At 70.5% G+C, this 24,104-nt stretch carries 20 protein-coding genes; 9 read left to right on the top strand and 11 right to left on the bottom strand.

The window, feature by feature from the left end; translation table 11 throughout:
* Positions 1–56 precede the first annotated feature (56 nt).
* Positions 57–698, bottom strand: coding sequence for a DUF1707 SHOCT-like domain-containing protein (locus IE195_RS22415; RefSeq protein ID WP_191274899.1), 642 nt, complete (start codon positions 696–698; stop codon positions 57–59).
* Positions 699–1,540: 842 nt separating this feature from the next.
* Here IE195_RS22415 and IE195_RS22410 point away from each other — a divergent pair.
* Positions 1,541–3,361, top strand: coding sequence for a UvrD-helicase domain-containing protein (locus IE195_RS22410; protein WP_191274897.1), 1,821 nt, complete (start codon positions 1,541–1,543; stop codon positions 3,359–3,361).
* Between the two features lie 134 nt (positions 3,362–3,495).
* Here IE195_RS22410 and IE195_RS22405 read toward each other — a convergent pair whose 3' ends face one another.
* Together IE195_RS22405 and IE195_RS22400 are read right to left on the bottom strand one after the other, a co-directional pair.
* Positions 3,496–4,947 carry a DUF6114 domain-containing protein gene (locus IE195_RS22405; protein ID WP_191274895.1) on the bottom strand — a complete coding sequence of 484 codons (1,452 nt, stop codon included), beginning with the start codon at positions 4,945–4,947 and terminating at the stop codon, positions 3,496–3,498.
* Between the two features lie 4 nt (positions 4,948–4,951).
* Positions 4,952–5,599 carry a DUF6230 family protein gene (locus IE195_RS22400; RefSeq protein WP_191274893.1) on the bottom strand — a complete coding sequence of 216 codons (648 nt, stop codon included), beginning with the start codon at positions 5,597–5,599 and terminating at the stop codon, positions 4,952–4,954.
* A gap of 217 nt (positions 5,600–5,816) precedes the next feature.
* Between IE195_RS22400 and IE195_RS22395 the strand changes: the two genes are divergently transcribed.
* Positions 5,817–7,706: a GMC oxidoreductase gene (locus tag IE195_RS22395; RefSeq protein WP_191274891.1), complete on the top strand. Its 1,890-nt coding sequence runs from the start codon at positions 5,817–5,819 to the stop codon at positions 7,704–7,706.
* Between the two features lie 226 nt (positions 7,707–7,932).
* On the opposite strand, the gene IE195_RS22390 is transcribed toward IE195_RS22395, so the two are convergent.
* Positions 7,933–8,718 (bottom strand): MerR family transcriptional regulator, encoded by a 786-nt coding sequence (locus tag IE195_RS22390; protein ID WP_191274889.1) that lies wholly within the window; start codon positions 8,716–8,718, stop codon positions 7,933–7,935.
* A gap of 175 nt (positions 8,719–8,893) precedes the next feature.
* Between IE195_RS22390 and IE195_RS22385 the strand changes: the two genes are divergently transcribed.
* From IE195_RS22385 to IE195_RS22360, 6 genes are all read left to right on the top strand, one after another.
* On the top strand, positions 8,894–9,805 hold the full coding sequence (locus IE195_RS22385; RefSeq protein ID WP_191274887.1) for an AurF N-oxygenase family protein: 912 nt from the start codon (positions 8,894–8,896) through the stop codon (positions 9,803–9,805).
* A 254-nt stretch (positions 9,806–10,059) separates the two neighbouring features.
* Positions 10,060–10,914, top strand: coding sequence for an SDR family NAD(P)-dependent oxidoreductase (locus IE195_RS22380; protein WP_191274885.1), 855 nt, complete (start codon positions 10,060–10,062; stop codon positions 10,912–10,914).
* A gap of 13 nt (positions 10,915–10,927) precedes the next feature.
* Entirely contained in the window at positions 10,928–11,842 is a 915-nt protein-coding gene (locus IE195_RS22375; RefSeq protein WP_191274883.1) for an AurF N-oxygenase family protein, read from the top strand.
* Positions 11,843–12,077: 235 nt separating this feature from the next.
* Entirely contained in the window at positions 12,078–13,598 is a 1,521-nt protein-coding gene (locus IE195_RS22370; RefSeq protein WP_191274882.1) for a flavin-containing monooxygenase, read from the top strand.
* A 24-nt stretch (positions 13,599–13,622) separates the two neighbouring features.
* Positions 13,623–13,952, top strand: coding sequence for a DUF4873 domain-containing protein (locus tag IE195_RS22365; protein ID WP_191274880.1), 330 nt, complete (start codon positions 13,623–13,625; stop codon positions 13,950–13,952).
* A 114-nt stretch (positions 13,953–14,066) separates the two neighbouring features.
* Complete coding sequence (locus IE195_RS22360) at positions 14,067–14,963, top strand: alpha/beta fold hydrolase (RefSeq protein WP_191274878.1); 897 nt, start codon at positions 14,067–14,069, stop codon at positions 14,961–14,963.
* A 742-nt stretch (positions 14,964–15,705) separates the two neighbouring features.
* Here IE195_RS22360 and IE195_RS22355 read toward each other — a convergent pair.
* The 5 genes from IE195_RS22355 to IE195_RS22335 all read right to left on the bottom strand — a co-directional run bounded on the left by IE195_RS22355 (position 15,706) and on the right by IE195_RS22335 (position 20,991).
* Positions 15,706–17,064, bottom strand: coding sequence for a four-carbon acid sugar kinase family protein (locus IE195_RS22355; protein WP_191274876.1), 1,359 nt, complete (start codon positions 17,062–17,064; stop codon positions 15,706–15,708).
* 284 nt (positions 17,065–17,348) lie between these two features.
* The gene (locus IE195_RS22350) at positions 17,349–17,894 is read right to left on the bottom strand and encodes a DUF2165 family protein (RefSeq protein ID WP_191274874.1); all 546 of its coding nucleotides are present in this window, start codon (positions 17,892–17,894) and stop codon (positions 17,349–17,351) included.
* Entirely contained in the window at positions 17,891–18,712 is an 822-nt protein-coding gene (locus IE195_RS22345; RefSeq protein WP_229826389.1) for an HAD family hydrolase, read from the bottom strand. The genes IE195_RS22350 and IE195_RS22345 overlap by 4 nt, the downstream gene beginning before the upstream one ends.
* Positions 18,713–18,786: 74 nt before the next feature.
* Entirely contained in the window at positions 18,787–19,569 is a 783-nt protein-coding gene (locus IE195_RS22340) for an AfsA-related hotdog domain-containing protein (protein ID WP_191274870.1), read from the bottom strand.
* 216 nt (positions 19,570–19,785) lie between these two features.
* A complete protein-coding gene (locus tag IE195_RS22335; RefSeq protein ID WP_191274868.1) occupies positions 19,786–20,991 on the bottom strand; it encodes an MFS transporter in 1,206 nt (401 codons plus the stop codon).
* 144 nt (positions 20,992–21,135) lie between these two features.
* Between IE195_RS22335 and IE195_RS22330 the strand changes: the two genes are divergently transcribed.
* Positions 21,136–21,738, top strand: coding sequence for a TetR/AcrR family transcriptional regulator (locus tag IE195_RS22330; RefSeq protein WP_191274866.1), 603 nt, complete (start codon positions 21,136–21,138; stop codon positions 21,736–21,738).
* A 175-nt stretch (positions 21,739–21,913) separates the two neighbouring features.
* Here IE195_RS22330 and IE195_RS22325 read toward each other — a convergent pair whose 3' ends face one another.
* Complete coding sequence (locus IE195_RS22325; RefSeq protein WP_191274864.1) at positions 21,914–22,738, bottom strand: hypothetical protein; 825 nt, start codon at positions 22,736–22,738, stop codon at positions 21,914–21,916.
* A gap of 164 nt (positions 22,739–22,902) precedes the next feature.
* Entirely contained in the window at positions 22,903–24,009 is a 1,107-nt protein-coding gene (locus IE195_RS22320) for a Gfo/Idh/MocA family oxidoreductase (RefSeq protein ID WP_191274862.1), read from the bottom strand.
* Between the last annotated feature and the right edge of the window lie 95 nt (positions 24,010–24,104).

Genomic DNA, 24,104 nt, shown 5'->3' with positions numbered 1-24,104 from the left:
GTGCGGGAGGCGCACCCGCCCCGCAGGGGTCGGTCGTCCGTGCGGAGGTGACGGGGTCAGCCGAAGAGGTCGGCCCACCCGCCCTGCTTCTTGTGCCGCACCCGGAGGGTGCCGCCCTGGCTCTTGCCGGTGATGACGAAGTGCGGCGCGTCCGAGCGTCGGATGGAGTCGACGTCGGAGCGCAGGCTGCCGAACCAGGAGGAGTCGACGTCGACCTCGGCGGTGGCGCCCTCGGGCAGGATCAGGTCGGCGCTGCCCCAGGAGGTGTCCAGCCAGACCTCCACGACGGGGGTGGTGAGCCGGGCCCGGCGGAAGTCGAGTTTGGTGTTGTTGAAGCGGGCGTCGACCTCGACCCGGTGGGGGACGGTCCACTCCCCCTTGCGCACGACGGGGTTGCCCTGGGCCTTGAGGACCAGCGGCTGTCCGCCCGCGAGGGGGCCGGCGCCGAAGGCCGGGAGCGCGGCGCCCGCGGCTGGTCCGGCGGTCTCGGGGCCGCCGAGGCCGTTCGCCCCGGTGGGGAGGTCGAACACGATGGGTTCGAGGTCGGCGTAGGTCTTGGCGGCGTAGACCGCGCTGAGGCGTTCGTCCAGTTCGTCGAGGTCCAGGCGCCCCTCGCCCGCGGCCTCGCGCAGGATCTCGGCGACCTGGTCGCGTTCGGCGTCCGAGATACGCATGCGGCTCTTGTCGTTGGGGGACACGTGCTCGGCCCGCTCCTTCCACCCGGTTTGTCGCGTCCAACGTTAGAGCATGGTTCGCGCGCGCGGGGAGCCGCGAGCCCGGCGGAGCGGTCGGTGCCCGGGGGCGGTTCTGTCACAGCCGTGGGGCAGGATGCGGGAAAGGTCGGCCGGAGTCCCCGCTTTGGACGGTACCGGGACTGGGTACCGCTTCTCTAGGGTGGTTGAGGACTCTGCCGGGGTAGGACGGACCCCGGCAGAGTCCTGAACCACGCGTGCTGCTTCCCCCGGGTGCGTCCACGATCTCGCACCGCACAGCTTCCCGCACAGAGCGTGTCCGCAACCGGCCAGACAGCGCACTCGCGGCACCGCGGTCCCGTGTTTCCCGCCCCTTTCCCACCCCGGGAGCCCTCCTTTCCCGCCCCGGGGAAGCCACCTTGGTTTCGGTCTCCCCGCCCCCTGTCGGGCCGATCCGCCTCCTCACCCGGTCGGAGCAGGTCCGCGCCCGCCTGGGAACCAGGTTTCGGTCAGCAATATAACCGCCCTTTCGGCCACCACCTCACCCCAAGGAACCGCAGGTCACGGAAAGCCTTCCCCAGTCCCGCGGAAAAGCTTCGGAACACGCTCGAACACTCTTCCGTAAAACATCATTTGAACTGCATAGACACGGAACCGCAAGCGATCCGGAGAGCTGCCGAGAATCGTCCCCCGAGCGGCGTTTGCCCAAATTCCACGGCGAGCATGTCTCAGGTGTGAGCGAAGCCCGGAAACAGGCTTTCCCGTACACGAGGACCACCCGCTCCGAACGTCCGCTCCGACCGTCCAGAAGAGCCGCCACCAGGTCGAAGACCGGAGGAATCCACAACGTGTCCGCCCTCGCGATCGCACCGACGTTTCTCAGCGACTTCACCCGCCTCACGCCCGACGTCCAGCTCGACACCCTGGCCGTGATGCGCGCCTACCAGGCGGGTGACCGCCCCGGCCTGGAGTCCGTCGCGGGTGCCGCCGACCCCCGGGTCCGGGTCGTCAGCATCGCCCGTGACTGGTCCGGCGTCATCGTCCCCGACCCCGATGCCGCCCCCGGACCCGAGGAGGCCGAGGAGGCCGGATCCGACGACCCGCCCTACCGACTGCTCACCGTACGGCCGCGCGCCGAAGCCCTCCGCTACGCCCGGAGCCTGCGGCCGGAAACCCTGCCCGACGCCCCCACCGGGACGGACGGCGCCGCCCTCGCCCCGGTCGGCCCGCCCGAACTCGCCGGCGCGCTCAACTCCCCCTTCGCCCAGTGGCAGATCACCCTGCACCCGGACCAGCACCAGGTGACCGAGGGCCACTTCAACGGATCGGTCCAGGTCACCGGGGGCCCCGGCACCGGAAAGACCGTGATGGCCCTCCACCGCGCAGCGCACCTGGCGGAACTGGACGCGGCGGCCCACCCCGAGGACGACCGCGAGTCCGTACTGCTCACCACCTACAACCGCGGGCTGGCCCAGTCCCTGGCGGAGCGGCTCGACCAGCTGCTGCCCGACCCCGGCACGCGCTCCCGGGTGCGGGTGGCCACCATCGACAGCCTCGCGCGCACGATCGTGCAGTCGCACACCGGTGTGGCACCCCGCATGGCGAGCAGGGACGAACTGGCCCAGCGCTGGCGTGCGGTCGCCCTCGCCGACGGCCTGCCCTTCTCCGGGCGCTTCCTGGTCGACGAGTGGGAGCAGGTCATCCTGGCCAAGGGCCTGGAGCTGCTGCCCGACTACATCCGCTGCGAGCGCAGCGGCCGCGTCCAGCACCTGGCGCCCGAGCACCGGCGCCAGGTCTGGGAGACGATTCGGCGCTACGCGGGTGCGATGCGGGTGGAGGGCCTGTGGTCCTACCCGCAGCTGGCCGGTGAGGCCGCCCGGCTGCTGGACCGGTCCGGGCCGCTGTACCGGCACGTGGTGGTGGACGAGGCCCAGGACCTGCACCCGACGCAGTGGCGGATGCTGCGCGCCGCGGTCCCGGAGGGCCCCGACGACCTGTTCATCGTGGGCGACCCGCACCAGCGGGTGTCCGACAACCGGGTGTCCCTGGCCTCGCTCGGCATCAACGTGCGCGGACGCGGCCACCGGCTGCGGGTCAGCTACCGGGTCACCCAGGAGATCCTGGACTGGAGCATGCCGATCCTGGGCCGCCGGTCCGCCCTGGGGATGGACGACGACGCCGACACCCTGGCCGGGTACCGCTCGCTGCTGCGCGGGCCGGCGCCGGTGGTACGCGGCTGCGCCAGCCGGGCCGAGGAGCTCACCGCGCTGGGCGAGTGGGTCCGGGTGTGGTTGGAGGCCGGGGTGGGCGCGAGCGAGATCGCGGTGGCCGGGCGCAACCACTGGGTGGTGCGCGGCATCGCCAAGGAGCTGGAGGCCCGCGGGGTGGCGACCACCCCGTTGGAGGGGGCCGGAGCCCTCTCGGCGGTCCGGGTCGGGACGATGCACCAGTTGAAGGGGCAGGAGTTCCGTTGTGTGGCCCTGCTGGGGGTGAGCGAGCACCTGCTCCCGCCCAGGGCGGCGCTCGAGGCGGCCGAAGGCGACCAGGTGGCGTTGGAGCACGTCTACCAGCAGGAGCGGACACTGCTGTTCGTGGCCTGCACCCGGGCCCGGGACGCACTGTACGTGTCGCACGTGGGCCAGCCCAGTCAGCTGATCTCGGAGTGGTGACCGGGTCAGGGCACCTCGCACGGGTGCCCTGACCCGCCCGGCCGCACACGGCGGGTCGGGGGCGCCGTGGTCACGGCGCCCCCGACCCCTGCCTGCGGGCTCCCCCGCGGGTCCGGCGGGGAGGTTCGAAGAGGTCAGGCGCCCCCGCCGTACTGGCCGTCCAGGTCGGGGATGGTCATGGTGTCGGAGGACGCCATCGGGTTGGCCACGTCCACATCGGTGACGTACATGATCGGGAGCAGGAGCGGCGGCGGGAAGTCCGGGGTGAAGGTCAGCGGGATACCGAGGATCCGCACGTGCATTCGGGTCACGTGCATCTCCACGTCACCGGTGAGGTTCATGGTGGGCAGGCCGAGGCTCCGGCGCGCACCCGCGTCGTCGAACCACAGTTCGCCGTTGCTGACGTCACCGCTGCTCATCGTGAGCCGGAGGTAGCGCCGGGGACCGTCGGCGGTCGGACACTCGACCACGCCCCCGTACCAGGCTCCGTACATGGTGAGGCTGTCGGCGGTGAGACCGGAGTCCCGGACCGATCCCCGGAAGCAGTCGTAGTCGGCATCGACCACGACCTCCGGGAGCTCGTCCTCCTCCTCGGCGGCCTGGCACGCCACGACCGCGTCGAGGAACTCCTCCTCGTCCTCGACGAGGGCGGCGTCTCCGACCCGCAGTTCGCACTCCTCGGGGCTGCCCTCCTCGGGCTCCTCGGTTTCCTCGGCCTCCTCGTCCTCGGGGCTCTCCTCCTCGCCGTCGGTCTCCTCCCCGTCCGGGTCCTCGGAGCCGTCCTCGTCGGGGTCGGCCCCGCCGGGTTCCTCGGAGGGCTCCCCGGAGGGATCCCCGGACGCCTCCTCGGAGGGCTCCCCGGAGGGTTCCTCGGACGGCTGTTCCTCGGACTGCTCCCCGTCATCAGGGAAGAACCAGTCCCAGGGCCAGCCCGCAGCGGGGGCAGGCGCCGAGGCGAGGGTGACGGCCGCGGCGAGCGGCAGGGCGATCGCGGCCAGGGGCCGGTGCCCCCCGCTCGGCCCGGTGACGGTCTCGGCCCGGTGGGGCCCGGGGCCGTTGCTCTCGGACGCTTCGGCGCGGATGCCGCCTCCGGCGGAGGGTTCGTCGTCCTCCGGCTCGGGATCCGCGGGGTCCTCCTCGCGGCCCTCGGTGTCCTCGGGGTCCGGTGCGCCCGCCCGGCGGCGCCTGCGGGGGCGCCGCCGGACGTGGGGGGCCCACGCGAACATGAGAGCTCCGCCGACGATGCCGAGCAGCATCCCGATGACGAACCCACCGAAGTTGGAGGTCACGAAGGAGACCAGCGCGAGCATGAGTCCGACCAGGCCGAAGAACACGTGCTGTGCGGGCTGGAGCCAGCCCAGCACTCCGAGCGTGATCAGCAGGAGGGCGATCAGGGCGCCGGACACACCGGCGATGCCCGCGTAGATGATCAGGTCGATCGGCAGGATCAGGCTCTGCGCGGCCGGTGCGACCAGCAGCTCGACTCCGGCTGCGATGAGGAGGACGCCGCCCCAGAACGGACGGGTCCGTCGCCAGTCACGGAACCGTCCCCATCCCGAGCGGAGCAGGGTCAGTGGGTGGGCCATGGGATCAGAAGCACTCGTGGTTGCCGGGCTTGACCGCCAGGTTCAGCCCGGTCATCCGGAGCGAACCCGAGCTGACCGCCCACGAGGTCATCTCCATGTCGGAGACGGTGATGGAGTCGGCCTGGAGACCGAAACCGCCCTCGGGCCCCTGCCCGTTCTCCGCCTTGTCCAGGGTGCTGGCGTCACGGCCGATCTCGATGGCGCTGAACTCGGCGTTGCCCTGGAGCTGTTCGATGTCGATGACCATGTTGCTGCCCTCGACCGGGCTCTCGGCACCGGCGTTGATCACCAGGGTGGCCTCACCGATCGGCAGGTCCCACAGGGAGGACAGGCACAGGTTCTCCAGTTCGGAGGAGTTGACCGTGGACAGTCCGACCGCTCGGGAGGAGCCGTCCACCGAGTTGGCGACGTCGCCGTACTGGCTGAAGCCGCTCCCGGAGAACGAGTCCGCGGACAGCTTGAAGCTGTCCCCGGAGACGGCGAAGGAGGCCGCGAGAAGACCCTGGGTGGTCATCCCGCCGAGAACCGCGGCCGCCACGAAGCCGGGAACCGCGACGAGGGCGAACCTGCGCCAGCGTGTTCCGCCACTGCCTTCGTGCTGCTCAGGCGCTTCCTGAGGCACCTCGGGGGCCTCATCGTGGGCCTTGGGCATGTGTACCTCCAGTGTTCCGTCGCGGGAAGAGCGACGAGGGGGAACGAAACTTGCGCCGAAGCACGCCACGCGTGTTACATGGAACACACCTTACTCGGCGGTAGTGACGAACATTACAATATGAATTGTCACATTTCTAGATGGCGCATTCATCGTTGCGGACTCGTATCCGGCGCATTACGGGCATCCGCTCCTGACCTGGAGAGAGACCCAACCCATGTCCCCTGAGCGCACAGAAGCCCCCGCCGCCGACGGAGCCCCAGCAGCAGACGGTTTCGACTACGACGTCCTCGTGGTCGGCTCCGGTTTCGGCGGTTCCGTGAGCGCCCTCCGCCTCACCGAGAAGGGTTACCGCGTCGGCGTCCTGGAAGCGGGCCGACGTTTCACACCCCAGACCCTGCCCTCATCCTCCTGGGACCTGAAGAACTTCCTCTGGGCCCCGAAGGCCGGCATGTACGGCATCCAGCGCATCCACCTCCTGCGCGACGTGATGATCCTGGCCGGAGCCGGTGTCGGGGGCGGTTCGCTCAACTACGCGAACACGCTCTACCACCCGATGGACGCGTTCTTCCAGGACCCGCAGTGGCAGCACATCACCGACTGGAAGTCGGAACTGGCGCCCTTCTACGACCAGGCCCGGCGCATGCTCGGCGTGCGCACCAACCCCACCCTCACCCCTTCCGACGTCCATCTGAAGGCCGTCGCGGAGGACATGGGCGTCGGTGACACCTTCAAGCTCACCCCGGTCGGTGTGTGCTTCGGTGACGGCGGCGACGGCGAGGGCAACGAGGCGGCCCCCGGCGAGTCCGTCGGCGACCCGTACTTCGGCGGGGCGGGACCCGAGCGCAGGGCCTGCAGGGAATGCGGCGAGTGCATGACCGGCTGCCGGCACGGGGCCAAGAACACCCTCACCGAGAACTACCTGTACTTCGCGGAGCGCGGCGGAGCCGAGGTACACCCCCTGACCACGGTCGAGCGGCTGCGCGAACTCCCCGAGGCCCGGGGCGGCGGATTCGCGGTCGACACCGTGCGCACCGACGCGCCCCGGCGCCGGGAGAACGCCCGCACGTTCACCGCGCGCCAGGTCGTGGTCGCCGCCGGGACCTACAACACCCAGACCCTGCTGCACCGGATGCGTGACAGCGGCATGCTCCCCCGGCTTTCCGCGAAGCTGGGCACCCTGACCCGGACCAACTCCGAGGCCCTGGTCGGCGCCATGAGCAAGCAGGTGCCGCCGCCGGAGGACCTCACCCGCGGCGTGGCCATCACCTCCTCCATCCACCCGAACGAGAACACCCACATCGAGCCGGTCCGCTACGGCAAGGGCTCCAACGCGATGGGGCTGCTCACCGCGATCCAGGTACCGGGCGGCGGGAGGATCCCGCGCTGGCTGCGCTTCCTCGGCCTGGCCGCGCGCCACCCGTACGTGTTCATGCGCAGCCTCTCGAACCGGCGCTGGTCCGAGCGGATCATCATCGGCCTGGTGATGCAGTCCCTGGACAACTCCCTGACCACCTCCGTCAGGCGCGGCCTGTTCGGCGGCAGGAAGCTCACCTCCCGTCAGGGCCACGGGGAGCCGAACCCCACCTGGATCCCCGAGGGCCAGGAGGCGGCCACCCGGCTCGCCGAACGGATCGACGGATACCCGGGCGGCACGGTCGGCGACATCTTCAACATCCCGATGACCGCGCACTTCCTGGGCGGCTGCCCGATCGGCGACAGTCCCGAGAGCGGTGTGATCGACCCCTACCACCGGCTGTACGGGCACCCCGGACTGCACGTGGTGGACGGTTCCGCGGTCACCGCGAACCTGGGCGTGAACCCGTCCCTGACCATCACCGCACAGGCCGAGCGGGCGATGTCGATGTGGCCGAACAAGGGCGAGGAGGACACCCGGCCGGAGCAGGGCGCGGAGTACCGGCGCACCAGGCCGGTCTTCCCCGGGGAGCCGGCGGTCCCGGCCGGCGCCTTCGCCGAGCTCCGCTTCACGAAGTCGCTGCCGCTGTCGGTGGTCGACTCCACCGGAGCCGCGGAGGAGGTTGCCGAGCGGCCCGAGGGGGCCGGGGGGAAGTCGGCCGGGGCCGCCGCCGAGGGGCCCGGAGCCTGAGGCGGGACGGAATCCGCGGGGCCGGACCCGGCGTGCGGCCCCGGACACCGGGTGCGGGCCCGGACACCGGGGTGGTGTCCGGGCCCGCGGCCCGTCCGGGGGCTTGAGGTCTGCGGGAAGCGGGGGTCTCGGGGGTCGGAGGGGGCGGGGGTCGGTTGGGCCGAAGCGTCGGGGGAACCGTCCGGCGGTTCCGGGAGGGCCGGGCACCGGGAGGGCTCCGTAGGACTCAGGAGGGGCCGGGGAGGCCCTCCATGTCCTGGCCCGCCTGGTCCTGCGCCTGAAGGTGCTCCATGGCCTCGGCGAAGTGGTCGCCCAGGACGTTGGTGAGGTGGTGGGCCATCTCCTGGGCCAGGACAGCGTCCACGGCCTGCTGGGCCAGGGGGCGCACCCGGCGGATGAGCTCGGCGATCTGTGCGACGTCCTCGCTCTGGATCACGGTCCCGGGGGCGTGTTCGGTGATGATGTGGTCGGCGACCAGCCGGACCATGTGCTCGGAGACGCCACCGATCTTGAGCCGGAGGTTCTCCGCGATGTCCAGGACCGAGTCCACGGTCATGCCGAGCTTGACCAGTTCGACACCGGCGTGGAAGAGGCGGGGGCTGGGGACCCGGAACCGCAGCCCGTCGCGCTCCAGCACACCGAGGTCCAGAGCCCGCTTTATGGTCTTGGGGGTCACCCCCTTGCCGAACAGTTCCCGCAGGTCCCCGAGGCTGACGTAGTCGGCTATCTCGTCGCTCCAGGCGTCCCCCACGGCGGACTCGAAGCCGAGGATCTCGGAGAGGTCACCGCCGCGCTCCCACACCTGGAACATCTCGCCGATGTTGGCGAAGGTGTAGCCGCGGCGAAGCAGTTGGCCGATCAGCCGCAGACGCGCCAGATGCGCTTCGGAGTAGATACCCACCCGGCCCTGACGCCGGGGCGGCGCGAGGAGACCTCGGTCCTGGTACACCCGAACGTTGCGCACCGTCGTGTCGGCGAGCCGGGCGAGTTCGTCAATACGGTATTCGGCCATGGAACCAGCCTAGAGACCCTGGAGAGCCGTACTCATCAGTAAATCCGCCCCTCGCCGCCGTTGAACGTTGTCAACAGAGATTGTAACGTTCTAGAAAATCGGAGTGAACGGGGTCACATGATGCGAACCGCCCGTTCGGCGCGCCTCCGGCACGGAAAACCCCCTGGAGGGATCCATGTCCGCGGGAAACGTCCGCACACCGAAGCTCACCGACCGCGAGGACATCGCCAAACGCCTGCTGCGAGGTTCGGCCAAGGCCTCCTTCGACCCCCTGGTGGAGATCGACTGGGAGGCTCCCCTCGATGACAAGTGGGGCATGCGCCCGGAACGGGTGTCCATCTACGGCACCCACCTGTGGGACCGGCTCAGCGAGGACCAGCGCAGGGAACTGTCCCGGCTCGAGATGGCCAGCACCATGGCCACGGGCATCTGGTTCGAGACCATCCTGATGCAGATGCTGGTCCGGCACGCCTACCACAACGACCCCACGTCACTGCACGTCCAGTACGCCTACACCGAGATCGCCGACGAGTGCCGCCACACGGTCATGTTCGCGAAGGCGATCGAGAAGCTCGGTTCCAGGGCCTACCGGATCGACCCCGTGGCCCACGTCCTGGGCAACGTCTTCAAGGCCCTCGCCCACGGGCCGCTGATCTTCGCCGGGGCGCTCTTCGTCGAGGAGATCCTCGACCAGCTCCAGCGGGAGATGATCGACGACGAGAGCATCGAGCCGGTCGTGCGCTCCACCTCCCGGATCCACGTGATCGAGGAGGCCCGGCACATCCGCTACGCCCGCGAGGAGTTCCACCGCGACTGGATCGGGCGCGGCAGGCTGGACAAGGCCTACAGCAGGCTCGTCCTGGGCCTGGTCACCTACTACTCGGCCACCCGGCTGGTGCACCGGAAGGTCTACGAGCGGGTCGGCCTCGACCCGCGGGAGGCGCACCGGACGGCCCGGCGCAACCCCCGCTTCATCGACAGCAAGACCGAACTCTCCCGCAAGGTCGTGAGGACGCTGGACACCGCCGGGGCGATCTCCGGCCTGGGCCGGTACTTCTGGAAGAAGGCCGGGCTGCTCGGACGATAGTGCCCCGATCGTGACAGGGGCGGATTCCGGGGCCGCGCGAACAGGCGCACGGCCCCGGAGCCGTATCCGAGCACACCCGCCCCGACCTGCATCCGGGCCCCGTGGCGCCGCCAACCCCCACCCACGCCGGGACACGGCATCCGGCACCGCCCGGCGCCCCCGAACCTTACTCACGAGTAAATTTCCGGCTACTACCCATTGCATTGTGACAATGGCCGTTGTAACGTTCCGGCAATGACTGTGGAGGAGATCACATGACGACCCCCTTGCCGCGCCACCTGAGCCGGCTGTCCGGCCAGAACGCCATCGTCACCGGCGCCTCCGGTGCGTTCGGCAGCGCCACCGTGGCGGTCCTCCGCCAGCTCGGCGTCAACGTCGTCGGCATCGACCGCAAGGCCGCCCCCGGTGTCATCGCCTGCGACATCACCGACGACCAGCAGGTGCGCGAAGGGGTCGCCGAGGCGATCGAGCAGCTCGGCGGACACCTGGACCTGCTCGTCCACTACGCCGGGGTCGGCCCGTCCGTGGACATCGGCCACATGCCCGACGCCCACGCCCACCAGGCGCTGGAGGTCAACCTCCTGGGAACCTGGCGGGTCACCGCCGCCGCGATGCCCGCTCTGCTCCGGAACCGGGGACGGGTGATCGTCACCGCCTCTCTGCTGGCCAACCTCCAGGTCCCCCTGGCAGGCGCCTACACCGTCTCCAAGCGCGCGGTGACCGCCTACTCGGACGCCCTGCGCGCCGAGTACGGCACTCACGTCGGCGTGACCACGGTCTACCCCGGCTTCGTCGACACCCCCATCCACGAGAGCTCGCGCGCCACCGGCGCCTCGCTGGACGGGGTGGTCCCCGCCGAGACCAAGCGGGACACCGTGATGACCGTGGTCCGCGCCGCGGCCGCCAAACGCCCCCCGCGCGACGTCGCCTGCACGGCCTTCGGAACCGCGGCCCTCCACCTGACCAAGCACTTCCCCGCCACCACCGAACAGATCGTGTCGCTCCAGCTCGGCCTGCTCCTCACGGACGGCGCCTTCGCGGACGCGGAGATCGCCCAAGGGCTCCACGCACGCCACGGTTCCCCGCACGCCAAGACCAGCGTTTCCTGAGGAGGAACGAGAGATGACCGCCGAAGTAGTCGCCAAGCCCAAGGTCACCGACCGCGAGGACATCGCCAAACGCCTCCTGCGCGGCTCGGCCAAGGCCTCCTACGACCCCCTGGTCGAGATCGACTGGGACGCCCCGGTCGACCCCGACATGTGGGCGATCCGACCCGAGCGCATCTCGATCTACGGCACCCACCTGTGGGACCAGCTCAGCGAGGACAAGCGCAGGGAGCTGTCCCGCCTGGAGGTCGCCAGCGTCGCCACCATCGGCATCTGGTTCGAGACCATCCTGATGCAGATGCTGGTCCGGCACGCCTACCACAACGACCCCACGTCACTGCACGTCCAGTACGCCTACACCGAGATCGCCGACGAGTGCCGCCACACGGTCATGTTCGCGAAGATGGTGCAGAAGCTCGGCTGGGAGACGCACCGGCTCGACCCGGTCACCTTCCACCTCGGCCGCGTCTTCAAGGCGATCGCGCACGGCCCGTTGATCTTCGCCGGCGCGCTCTTCGTCGAGGAGGTCCTGGACCAGCTCCAGCGCGAGGCCGTCCCGGACGAGCAGATCCTGCCGCTGGTGCGCGCCGTGGCCCGCATCCACGTAACCGAGGAAGCGCGCCACATGCGCTACGCCCGCGAGGAGTTCCAGCGCGACTGGCCCGAGCGCAGCGCCCTCAACAAGGCCTACAGCCGGATCGTGCTCGGCCTGGTCACCTACTACTCCGCGACCCGCCTGATCAACCCGAAGGTCTACGAGCAGGTCGGACTCGACCCCAAGGAGGCCTACCGGGTCGCCAGGGGCAATCCGCACTGGGTCGAGACCAAGACCTGGGCCGCCCGCAAGGTGGTCAACACGCTGGACACCGCCGGGGCGATCTCCGGCCTGGGCCGGTACTTCTGGAAGAAGGCCGGGCTGCTCGGCAGCTAGCCGAGTCCCCGAGGGGTACCCCCTCCCAAGAACGCCGTCGTCGGAAGGCGAAACGCGCCACGTCTTCCGGCGGCGGTCCCCCAGACGTCGGGGGCTGAGAGCGGACGCGCCACGCGCTCAGCCCCCGACACCCTCCCCCCGGGGGCGAAACGCGCCACGTCCCCGGGGGACCATACTTACCGGTCGGTACGCAAGACTCCACGGCCGAACCGGGACGCACGAAGGGAACAGCATCGTGACCGAAGCAGTGCCGCACTACCGGGTCGCCGTCATCGGCACCGGATTTGCCGGGATCGGGATGGCTGTCCGCCTCAGGCAGGCCGGGCTCAAGGACTTCGTGATCCTGGAGAGGGCCGACGGCATCGGCGGCACCTGGCGCGACAACTCCTACCCGGGCGCCGCCTGCGACGTCCCCTCGCACCTGTACTCGTTCTCCTTCGCGCTGAACCCCAACTGGAGCCGGACCTTCTCACCGCAGCCCGAGATCTGGGACTACATGAAGCGGGTCGCCGGCGAACACGGCGTGGACCGGCACGTCCGCTACAACAGCGACGTCCGGGCCGCGCACTGGGAGCCCGGGAACAACCGCTGGCGGATCGAGACCACCGACGGCACCGTCACCGCACAGTTCCTGGTCAGCGGCGCCGGCCCTCTCGCCGACCCCACCTACCCCGACATCAAGGGCCTCGACACCTTCGAGGGCAGGCTCTTCCACTCCGCCGAATGGGACCACGACCACGACCTGAGCGGCCGCAGGGTCGCCGTGATCGGCACCGGCGCCTCCGCGATCCAGTTCGTACCGAAGATCCAGCCGAAGGTCGGCAGGCTGACGCTGTTCCAGCGCACCGCCCCGTGGGTGATGTTCCGCCACGACCGCGACATCACCAAGGCCGAGAGCTGGCTCTACCGGAACGTCCCCGGCGCCCAGCAGATCGCCCGCAAGAGCATCTACTGGGGCCGCGAGAGCTACATCTTCGGCTTCGCCAAGAACCCCAGGCTGCTCGGGATCGTGGAACGCCTCGGCCGGGCCAACATCAACCGCAGCGTCAAGGACCCCGCCCTGCGCGCCAAGCTCACCCCGAGCTTCCGCGCCGGGTGCAAGCGCATCCTGATGTCCAACGACTACTACCCCGCGCTGGCCCGGCCCAACGTGGACGTGGTCACCGACGGCATCGTCGAGGTCCGCCCGAACTCCGTGGTCACCCGGGACTCCTCCGGTAAGGAGACCGAGCACGAGGTCGACACGATCATCCTCGGCACCGGCTTCCAGGTCACCGACCCGCCGATCGCGCACCGCCTGTACAACTCCGAGGGCCGCTCGCTCGCCCAGCACTGGGGCAGTAACGTCCAGGCCTTCCGCGGCACCACCGTCAACGGGTTCCCGAACGCGTTCGTGCTCGCCGGCCCCAACACCGGCCTGGGCCACACCTCACAGGTGTTCATGATCGAAGCGCAGATCCGCTACACGATGGAGGCGCTCAAGTACGCGTGCCGGAACCGGGTCGACCGCCTGGAGCCGCGCCCCGAAGCCCAGCGCGCCTACAACAGGATGATCGACAAGTCCATGCAGGGCACCGTGTGGGTGACCGGGGGCTGCGACAGCTGGTACCTGAACGAGGAGGGCCGCAACACCACCCTGTGGCCCACCTTCACCTGGAACTACGCCCTGCGCACCCGCTGGTTCGACCCGCACAACTACGACCTGCGCCGTGTCCCGCGGGGCGGCGGAAAGCGCAAGAACGCCGTCCCGGCCTGACGGGACCAGAGAAGGAGAAGCATCATGAGCGGGTTCGACGACGGGGAAGAGGAGTACCGGGGCATGGTGACGGTCCTCCTCTCCGAGGGGTCCTCCGAGGACTTCGAGGTGCAGGCCCACCTGGCCGGCCACTTCTCACCGCTGACCGGTGACTACCGGTGGAAGGGCCGCCTGTCGGCCGAACCCGGGATCACCAGGGCATACGAACGCGGTGCGCGCACCGTCATCGTGCGCACACCCGACGGCCACGAGGGGGTCGGCACACTCGACACCCCCAACCTCTGGGGCGGGCACCCGGTCAACGGGTCGGGCACCCCGCCCTTCGCGGTCCCCCGGATCGACCTGGACGACTGAGGCCGCCCCGAAGACGTCCCTCCAGTTCACGCGCCGACCTGGAGGGACACCTCCCCGCGCCGCGGCGGTCGCACCGACCGCCGCGGCGCTCCCCCGAGTGAGAGGTAACCCCTGATGGCGACACGACACGTGGGCCGCGCCCAGGAACTCAAGGTGCGTTCCGCCGACGGCACCCGGTTGCACGTCGAGGTACGCGGACCAGCCGACGGCCCGACGGTGGTCCTCTCCCACTGCTGGGCGACCTCCCTGGCCTCCTGGGGCCCCGTGGTACGGGAACTGGACCCGAGCCTGCGGGTGGTCCTCTACGACCAGCGCGGGCACGGCCGCACCCAGGCCCCCATCACCCGAGCCGGGTACGGCACCGAGAAGCTCGCCGACGACCTGTGCGCGGTCCTGGAGGCGACCGTGCCGGAAGGGCACAGGGCCCTGGTCGCCGGGCACAGCATGGGCGGTATGACCGTGATGGCCACGGCTCCGCGCGAGACCTTCAAGGAGAAGGTCGGCGCCGTGCTCCTCACCAACACCGGATGCACCGACCTGCCGAGGAAGTCCACCGCCATCCCCCTCCCCGGTGCTCTCGGCACCCTCGGCGCCAGGATCTTCCTGACCGCGCCCCTTCCCCTGGGCCCGCCCAACGCCCTGTCCGCGGAGATCTTCAAGTTCCTGGTCCTGGGCAGGAACACGGACAAGGCCACCAAGCGCCTGTGCGCCAAGCTCGTCCACGACTGCGGCAGCATCCCGCGCGGCGAGTGGGGCAGGGTCCTCACCGAACTGGAGCTGGACGACTCCACCCGTCAGATCACCGCCCCGACCGTGGTCGTGGGCGGAGACGAGGACAAGCTGACCCCCGCGTGGCACGCCCACCACATCGGAGACCTCGTGCAGAACTGCGAGGAGGTCCGGGTACTTCCCGGTCTCGGGCACATGGGGCCGCTAGAGGCGCCCAAACCCCTCGCAGAACTGATCGACAAGCTCACCTTCACCCACATCGTGTCGGCCTCCCGGCCCTGAACCGTCCCGAGGGATACCGGGCACGCCACCGGGGTGGTGCACCACCGCTGTCCGGGGTGGTGCACCACCGCTGTTCGAAGGTTCACCCGAGCAGGTTCCCGCCCCCAGGGGCGGCGAGCTGCGGGCCCCGCCCCCTCCAAGCGCCCCTTTTCACCGTGATCTTGCTACCAGGGGCAACTTCGGCGCCGAAATCGCCCCTGGTAGCAAGATCACGGTGGTTGGCGGGGTTTCGGGCGCCGCGGCCCGGAGGCCTCCAGCCCCGAAAGGGAGCTCGGCCCCTGCCCGCCCCGACCACGTCTCCCCTTCTTCCTGACAGCCGACGATCCGACGTCGTGGCGAAGCGGGTCGGGGTGGAGCGCCCGCAGCGGAGCGAGGACCTACGACCTTGACGCGCGAAGCGAAGACGGCCACCATCACGCGGCCGGGAACGCGGACACCCCCAGACCGGTAGCCGACGGGGGACACCTCACCCCTGTTAGCCCCGCCCCCCTGTCGCTCCCCGGACCTGTCGGGCTCCCAGGCCAGCGACAAACCCCGGAGCACGGGCGTCCGCCCGACCGAAGCAACGTCAGGTGTCCCGAACCCCAAGCACGGGGCGCCTGAAGAAACCCCGCGCGGACCTGCTCACCCCATGGGGTTCCCGCCCCAACGGATTCCCGCCACCTCTCAGCAGGCAGGACCCCAGCAGAGTTTCCCAAAGCTCAGACGCAGGCGCTTGAGCCCACACCCGCCCGCACACCCCTCAGCCTTCCCTGACCAGGGTGGGGATCACGTGCTCGGAAACCTCCGAGTGCACCTGGTGCAGTCGGGCCTGGACAGCCCTCCTCAGTTTGGCCAGACACTCGACCAGGGTGATGTCGTCACCGACCAGCCCGCCCTTGGCCACCACGGGGGTGCCGTCCAGCGGCCCTCCGCTGAGGTGACCGTGGACGGCGAGCGGGACGATCTCACCACCGACGTCGAAGGCGTGCACGTCCAGTTCGTCCAGGAGGCTGGCGACGAGGTCGCCGCCGGTCAGGTACAGACCGCTGGGCAGAGCCTGGGCCCCCACCGTGTCGGCGAGATCGTTGACCACGTCCGCGACCAGACCCGCGATCCGGCCCGGCAGTTCGGCGCGGGCCTGGGCGGGGAGTTCCCGGACCTGTTCGGCGGTGGTGACCATCCGCAGCACACACAACTCGGGGAATCCCGAGGAGGACAGCTGTGTGGTGAGTTCTTCGGCAACCTCATCGGCGTGGTCGCTCTCGGGGTCCGCCAGGGCTACCGCGTCCACGTCCACGAACCGCACGGCGCCGGTACGGGCCACTGTGGCCAGCTGGCGACGGGTGAGCTCGGTGGTGCTGCCCGCGACCGCGAGCAGCGGTCCGCGGGAACCGGCCTGGCCGCGCAGGCGCAGGGCGTAGGCGAGCAGGGCGCCTGTGGGGCCCGGGTCGACGGCCACCCAGACGGTGCCGTCGGAGTGGTGTGCCGCCGCTGCGGCCTCGGCGATGTCGGTGAGGTGCTGCTCGCTGCTGGCATCGCAGACCACGATCGGTTCGTCCCCGGCGAGGAGCTCCGCGGTGAGCATCTCCTGCGTGATCTGGCGGACCGGCACATGCCGGACGGCGAGGTCGGTCTGGGCTCCGAGGATGTCGGCGACCACGCTGGTGGTCATCGGGCAGAGGGGGTCGACCGCGAGTTCCGTGCGCTCCAGCGGTGTCCCGTTGAGCAACTGCACGCCGTCCTCGGTGATCCGGCCGGAGCCGGGGAAGGCGGGGGTGAACAGCACCCGGACCCGGGTTCCGGTGGGGACCCGGTCGCGGACCGCGTCGTAGGCGGCCTGGATCTCGGCGCCGATGTTGCCGCGCAGGGTGGTGTCGGTGCGTTTGACCACGAGGCCGACCGGCCATACCGCCTCAACCACGTCGGTGACCAGGTCAGCGGCCTGCTCGGCGGGAACGTGGCGGCTGTCCAGGTTGGCGACGACCACGTCGTAGTCACCGGCGACCCGGCTGACGTGCTCGGGGGTCACAGTGGCCACGCGCATCCCGGTACGTGCGAAACGGGCGCCGGTGGCGTTGGCACCGGTGAGGTCGTCAGCGACCACGAGAACCTGGGCCACGGCGCTTCTCCTTCGGTGTGGGAAACCCTCGATCAACCTCCTTCCAACATAGGCCCAAGGTGAGGGGCCGGGGACCTTGTCCACAGGCCGGTTCCCCGTTGACGGACCCCGGAAAGCGGCCGGGGGCGGCCTCGGGAAGGTTTCCCGGCCCCGGGAGACGCAGGTTCCCTTCCTTCAGGACCCGCGCACCCCTCCCACGAAGTCCGGTGGAAGGGGTGCGCGGAAGCGGGCCGGTCAACCGCATGCAAACAGCCCGGTCAACCAGCCCAACCTGTTCAAGACGCTCAGACGACCGTCCTCTCCCGGGGCAGGTTCACCAGCACGAGCCCGCCGACGGCGACGAGCAGGAGCGTGAAGTGCACCTGCTGGACGGGGCCGAAGGTGATCCAGTAACCGAACCAGAGGCCGCCGACCAGGAACATCAGCGCCAGCCCGGCGAGAGCGCTCAGTGCGACGTTGCCGAGCCGGGTGGCGCGTGTTCCGTCGCCCCGGCCCAGGGCCAGGAGCAGGTGGGCGGCGGCGGCCCACCAGAGCAGCGCGGAGGAGACCGCCTGGTAGGCGATCACCCCGTACAGGGCGGGGGCGGCCAGGTCACCGGAGAGAGCACGGCCGAGCAACCCCTGTCCCTGGTGGGGGTTGCCGACCATGTCCTCCATGGTGAGGACCCGACCGATCAGGTGGATGTTGGTCCCGCTGTCGGTGATGTTGTTGACCATGATCAGCGTGAGCCAGGCGGCCATGCCGACCAGAACGAGCAGTTGGGGCAGGATCAGGCCCGTCCCGGTGCCGGTCGGGGCCGCTTGCCTGTGGGGCTTGGTTTCCGTGGTCATGCACGGTCTCCTGTCGTGGTGAGGGTCGTGGGGTGGTTCGACGGTGCGGCCCAGCGGGCGAGCGCACATCCGCACACGCATTCGGAGCCGTGGTCGCCGGAGGGTGTGGCGGGGGCGGGGTCGTGTACCCGGGGCCAGCCCCGTTGCGAGGCGTGGCCGAGCAGTGCCGGATCGCCGTCCGCCCGCACGTGCGGATGGCCGACCGCCTCCAGCATCGGAAGGTCGCTGATGTGATCGCCGTAGGCGTGGCTCCAGGCCGGGTCGAGCCCGTGCTGCTGTGCGTACTCGTGTACGGCCTCGCCCTTGGCGGGACCGATCATCGGCCGTTCGACCTCGCCGGTCAGCCGCCCGTCCGCGACGAGGGGGCGGGTTCCGCGGAAGGCGGTCGCGCCCAGTGCCCGGGCCAGCGGTTCGAGGCAGGGGGCGAAGGATCCGGACAGGAGCACCACATGGGCCCCGTCGGCGAGGTGTCCGCGCAGGGCCAGCACGCTTCCCTCCAGGAAGAACCCGGGTACGGCGGCGCGGGTGGCGAACCACCGGCGGCCGGAGGCCATCAGCTCCTGTTCGGAGGCGCCCCGGTAGAGGCGGTAGTACTCCCTGTTGATCTCCTCCCTCGGAACCCCGGAGGCGGCCAGTTCTCGCAGTTCCGCGGCCGATTCCGCGTAGGCGCTCGGGGGTCTGCCCAGTTCGGCCAGGCGGAAGGCGAGGAAGTCGAACATGCTCTTGACCGGGATGAGCGTCTCGTCCACGTCGAAGAACGCACCTGTCCGCGCGCCGACCACGCCCGTACCGCCTACGCCCGCATCCGCGCCGACCACGCCCGTACCCGCGCGAGCACCGTTCCCGACGGCGCCATCACCACCGGCACCGACCGCTCCCGTGACACCGCCCATCAGCGGGCCCCGGCGGAGGCGAGGGCACCGCTGGAGGACTGGACGGCGTACTCCACGGCGCGGTCGGCGCGGCGGTGCTCCACACGCTTGAGCCTGGCGGTGTCGAAGGCGGTGAAGGAGACCTCCGTGCTGGCCGCGCGGCGGCCGGCCTGGTGGAGGTCGATCCGTGCGGTGAACCCGAGCCGTTCGGGGTCGTCGAGATCGGCGCTCTGGACCAGGTAGAGGATCTCCGCGTCGAGGGGGAAGAGGAAGTTCTCGAAGGTCGTGGAGATCGAGTCGATGACGAAGTAGTACCGCCGTCCGGGCCAGCGGTGCGTGTAGTACCGTTCCGTCACCGCCAGGAACATCTGGCGGGCCGCCTCGACCACGACCATCCCCTGGACGTGCTGTCCGGTCTGGTGGTCCAGGAGCAGCTCGTTGTCGGCGTTCAGCAGCAGGGCCGCCTGGAAGAGCTGGTCGTCGCGTCTGCCGAGGTCCGCGATGAGTACGTTCTGCTCCCGATGCTTGTGCGCCTCCGCCCGGCGGGCGGGGTCGAGGCGCGAGGGTCGAATCCGGACGCGGTCATGGATGCCCCGCCGCTTCACTGCGTCTTCCAGGTACTGCCACTCGTAGGTGCCCATCCCCTGGCCGCCCCGGACCTCCAGGTTTGTTCCGGGGCCGTCGTGGTGGCCGAGCTGGATCTCGGCGACGAGTTCGGAGAGGGTGCGGATGTTCTCGTGTACGGAGAACCCCGCGAACCTCTGGCCTACGACGTACACGAGTTTCTCGTTCTGCTGCTGCATTGCTGTCTCCACTCCGTGGTTCTCGAACCGGTGCTTGACGGGGACGCCCGGCGGGCGTCCCCGGGGGCGGACACACCCGGTTTCGGGGGCGTCCGCCCGGGGGGGGGACGACTGGCACGTAACACCTGGCACACAACGCCCGCGGCGCGAAACCTGCTTGTGCGGCACCTTCCTGATCCGGCGCGCAACGCCTCGTACGTGACGTGGTGTGCGCGGTCAGTCCCCGGCCCGTCGGAGGAGGGCCGCCAGGGCCAGCGCTCCCCCGACGGCCAGGACGGCCGCCGTGCCGAGGGCGACCGCGGTGAACCCCAGCTCCGACAGGACGGTGGCGAGTTGGGGGCCGAGTCCCGCGCCGACGAACAGCGCGAAGGTGTAGAGGGCGGTGGCCGAGCCGCGAGCGGCACCGGCGCGCATGCCGATGGCCTGGATGAGCGCGGGGGCGGCGACGGCCACACATCCCGCGAAGGCCAGCAGGCTCACTCCGAGGGCCACCGGCCCCAGGTCGGCGACCAGTCCCGTCACGGCTGCCGTGACCGCGGCGCCGATGAGGGCTGCGGGGACCCTCGTCCCGGGGGAGTAGCGGGCGAGCCGGGAGCTGAGGAGCGGTACCGCGAGCATGGCGGGCAGGGCGCTGGCGCGCAGGGTGAGCAGCGCCTGGGCGTCACCGGTGAGCCAGGCGGGGCCGGAGAGTTGGAGGCCGCTGTAGACACCGACGAAACCGAGCAGGACGGTGGCGGTGGCTCCGTAGAGCAGGAGGAGCCTTCGGTCCCGCAGCAGTCCGAGCATCCCGCTGACAGCCCCGCCTCCGGAGGGCTGCGGGCTCTGGTCGGGGGCCAGCACGAAGCGCAGACCGAGGGCGGCCACGGCCAGGGCCGCCGCGGAGGCGGCGAACACGCCCTGCCAGCCGATGCTCTGCTCGAGGGCTTGGGCTGCGAGTTGGCCGATGACGGCGGCCGCGAGGAAGGAACTGGTGAGCCAGGTGATGGCGGTGACGCGGCGCTCGGCTTCGACCCTGGTGGCGATGTAGCTGAACGCCGCGGGGGCGAAGGAGGCGGCGGCGAAACCCTGGAGCGCTCTGAGCGCCAGGCCCGCGGCGGCTCCCGGAGCCAGCGCGACGGCTCCGGTGAGGGCTGCGGTGGCCAGGCCTCCGGCGATGATCACCCGGCGGGGTCCGAACCGGTCCGCGGCGGGACCGGAGACGAGGAAACCCGTGGCGTAGGCGATGGCGAAAGCGGTCACCGTCCAGGCGACGGTGCTCTGGTCCGCGCCCCAGTCCCGGGCGACGGGCGCCAGGAGCGGAAGGACGGAGTAGAGCTGACCGACGACGAGAACGCCGGTCAGGGAGAGCGCGGGGACGGCGAACGGACGGGACGCCGGTGCCTGCCGCCTGTTCACTCCGGCGTTGGGCTGTGTGGTGGACATGACCACCATCATTGGAAACCAACCAGTTGGTTGTCAATCGATTCCACCGTTCCGGAACGGACCACTTCCGGCCAGCGTGAAACGGGACACAGCCTTCCTGCACCCCAAGTAACCAACCAGTTGGTTATAGTTTACGATTGTGGCATGAGTAACACCTCGCGAACCGAGAACACCCGCACCCTGCTGCTTCAGGCCGCACGGCACGAATTCGCCGCGCACGGTATCGCCGGAGCCCGGGTGGACCGCATCGCAGAGCGTGCCGGAGTCAACAAGCAGCGGATCTACGCGCACTTCGGCGACAAGGAACAGCTGTTCAGACACGTGGTCGGAGGGGCGGTCGACGAACTCTCACAGGCCGTGACCCTCACCGACGACAGCGACCCGGCCTCCTACGTCACCCGGATCTTCGACTACCACCGCTCCCACCCCGACCTGCTGCGCCTGCTGTTGTGGGAGGCCCTGCACTACGGCGACTCCCCGGTGCCGGGCGAGGAGGAACGCGCGGGGCTCTACGACGCCAAGGTCGCCTCCCTCACCGAGGCGATGGGCGGATCGGCCTCCGGCACCGACGCACGCCACCTGCTCCTCACCCTGATCGGCCTGGCGGCCTGGCCCCAGATCACCCCTCAACTGACCCGGCTCGTCCTGGGCCGGGACCCCTCCGACGAAGAGGTCCGGGACCAGATGCGCGAACACCTGGAGAAGTTCACCCGGAACGCGGCGGCACCCCCCACGACAAGCGCGTAACAGGGCGAACACAACGGACGGACCCCGGAGCGGCACAGCGATCCGGGGTCCGTCCGTGTACGGGACCGGCACCCCCGTACGCGAACCGGCGGGGCCGGGCCCGTCCGCACAAGACCGGCACACCGGTAAGCGAAACCGGCAGGATCGGGCCCCTCCCCGTGGAGGGTCCCGGACCTCACCCCGGGTCGGCGACGGCGGCCGGGGCCGGGGGGTGCTCACCCGTGCCCTCGACCGCGGCGATCCACCTGTCATGGAGCCACATCTGGGTGGACCTGCGCTGCGCGGAGGAGTCCCAGGTGACGTCGCGCTCGAAGGTCACGATCCGGGCGCCGGCCCCCACGATCACCCACGCGTAGCGCCCGTCGTCATGCCTGGTCTTGACCTTGACACCGGGGATGACCCGTTCCCGCCCCTCGGCGTCCACCACGACCTCGTCATGCCGGTCCACCCACTGCTCGGTCAGGCCCTCCAGGTAGTCCGAATCCTGCCGTGCCAGCCAGTTGTAGGCCGTCTCGCGGGCCTGGTCGTGGGTGGGCAGGTCGTCGGGGTCGCCAGCGGCCCCGGCGTCCAGGAGGGTGACACCCACGATCCGGTCGTCCTCGCCCAGCACGACACTCAGGTGGCTCTCACCGAGCACCCGCTCACCGTCGACCTGGTAGCGCCGTACCGTGACCTCCTCGTCGTCGTGGAGCGCGGTGCGCTCGTCGGCCTCCGCCCAGCCCTCCGGAAGCTCCACCCCGGCGCCCCGCAGTGCGGGGTCGGTGTCGGCCCCGCCCCCGGCGCCGGCGTCGTCCCCGGTTCCGTTCCGAAGCTCGGTCGTCTGGTCCACGGTCCCCTCCTCGCTGGTGTCCGTCACGTAGTCGGCGGGCTCCGGTCCCCCGCGTGTACCGGCATAGGCCCAGAGCGACGTGCCGAGCACGATCACCGTCGACGCGGCGACGCCGAGCGCCACCGCCCGGGAGCGCGGACGCACCGGCACCTCGTCTGATCCCCGTGTCATGCCCTCTCCTCTTCAGTTGTCGGGCCGGACAGACACATAAAACCAACCAACTAGTTGGATGTCAATGCTCGGAGTGACACCACGAACACCGAGGGCCGGACCCCCTTCAGGGGCCCGGCCCGTGCTGCCTCGCGTGCGGTCGGCTCCGCGTTCCCCGTGTGCGGTCAGTGCCGCGCCAGCTCCACCACCGACCCGGTTCGGGCGCTGCGCCGGGCCGCCTCGATGACCTCCAGGCCGTGGATCACCTCGTGGAGGTCCACCGGCAGCGGTTCGCCCTCACCAACGGCGTCGCGCACCCCGGCGTAGAACTCCGGGTAGGCGCCGCGCTCACCGGGTACCGGCTTGGTCAGGCCGTCGGCCCCGAGCAGGCCCCACTCCGCCTCCGGGACCACGCCCCAGTCGGGCGCGTCCGCGCGCTCGCCCGCGGCCAGCCGGGCCTCCTGTCCGTCCAACCCGTGACTGACGAAGGCCGCCTCGTCCCCGAGCACCCGGAAGCGGGGCCCGTTCTGGGCGCTGAGAGCGCTCATCCACAGGTGGGAGCGCGTACCGCGGGCGTGGTGCAGGGCGAGGAAGACGTCGTCGTCAGCCCGTACGCCCTCGCGCAGGGAGTCGATCTCGGCGTAGACGGAGGCCACCGGACCGAACAGGTTGACCGCCTGGTCGATGAGGTGCGGGCCCAGGTCGTACAGCAGGCCCGCGCCGGCTTCCACTCCCCCGCTCTCGCGCCAGGTCCCCTTCGGCTCGGGGCGCCACCGCTCGAAACGCGACTCGAAGCGGTGCACCCGCCCCAGGGAACCCTCCTCGATGAGCTGCCACAGGGTGAGGAAGTCGGCGTCCCAGCGACGGTTCTGGTAGACGGTGAGCACCTGGTCGAGCTCACCCGCCAGTTCGGTGAGCTCCCGCGCCTGGACCGAGGTGAGCGCGAACGGCTTGTCCACGACCACCGCCATACCCGCTTCCATCGCTGCACGGGCCAGGGGCGCGTGGGTGTCGTTGGGGGTGCTGACGACCGCGATCTCGTAACGCTCGGCGTCGGCCCACAGGTCGGCGGCGGTGGGGTACACGGTGACCCCCGGGTACCGTGCCTGTGCGGCCCGCCGGCGTTCGGGCGATCCGGTGACCACGGCGGACAGGCGCAGCCCCGGCACAGCGTCGACAAGGGGTGCGTGGAAGACCTCCCCGCCCTTGCCGTAGCCGATCAGGGCGACGTGCAGTTCGGGTCCGTCATGTCCGGGTGTGCCCTGACCAGGGCTGGTGGGTGCGTCGGCCATGCCCCCAATGTACGGCGCACGGTCGGTGTTCGAACCTGTCCCCGGAGCGGGGCCCGAACCATCACCCGAGCCGACGTCCCACCTTTCCGACGGCA

The organism is Nocardiopsis terrae (genome assembly GCF_014651695.1).
Taxonomy (GTDB): Bacteria; Actinomycetota; Actinomycetes; order Streptosporangiales; family Streptosporangiaceae; genus Nocardiopsis; species Nocardiopsis terrae.
The sequence above is the reverse complement of the archived record's forward strand: the minus strand, read 5'-3'. Positions and strand labels throughout refer to the sequence as shown.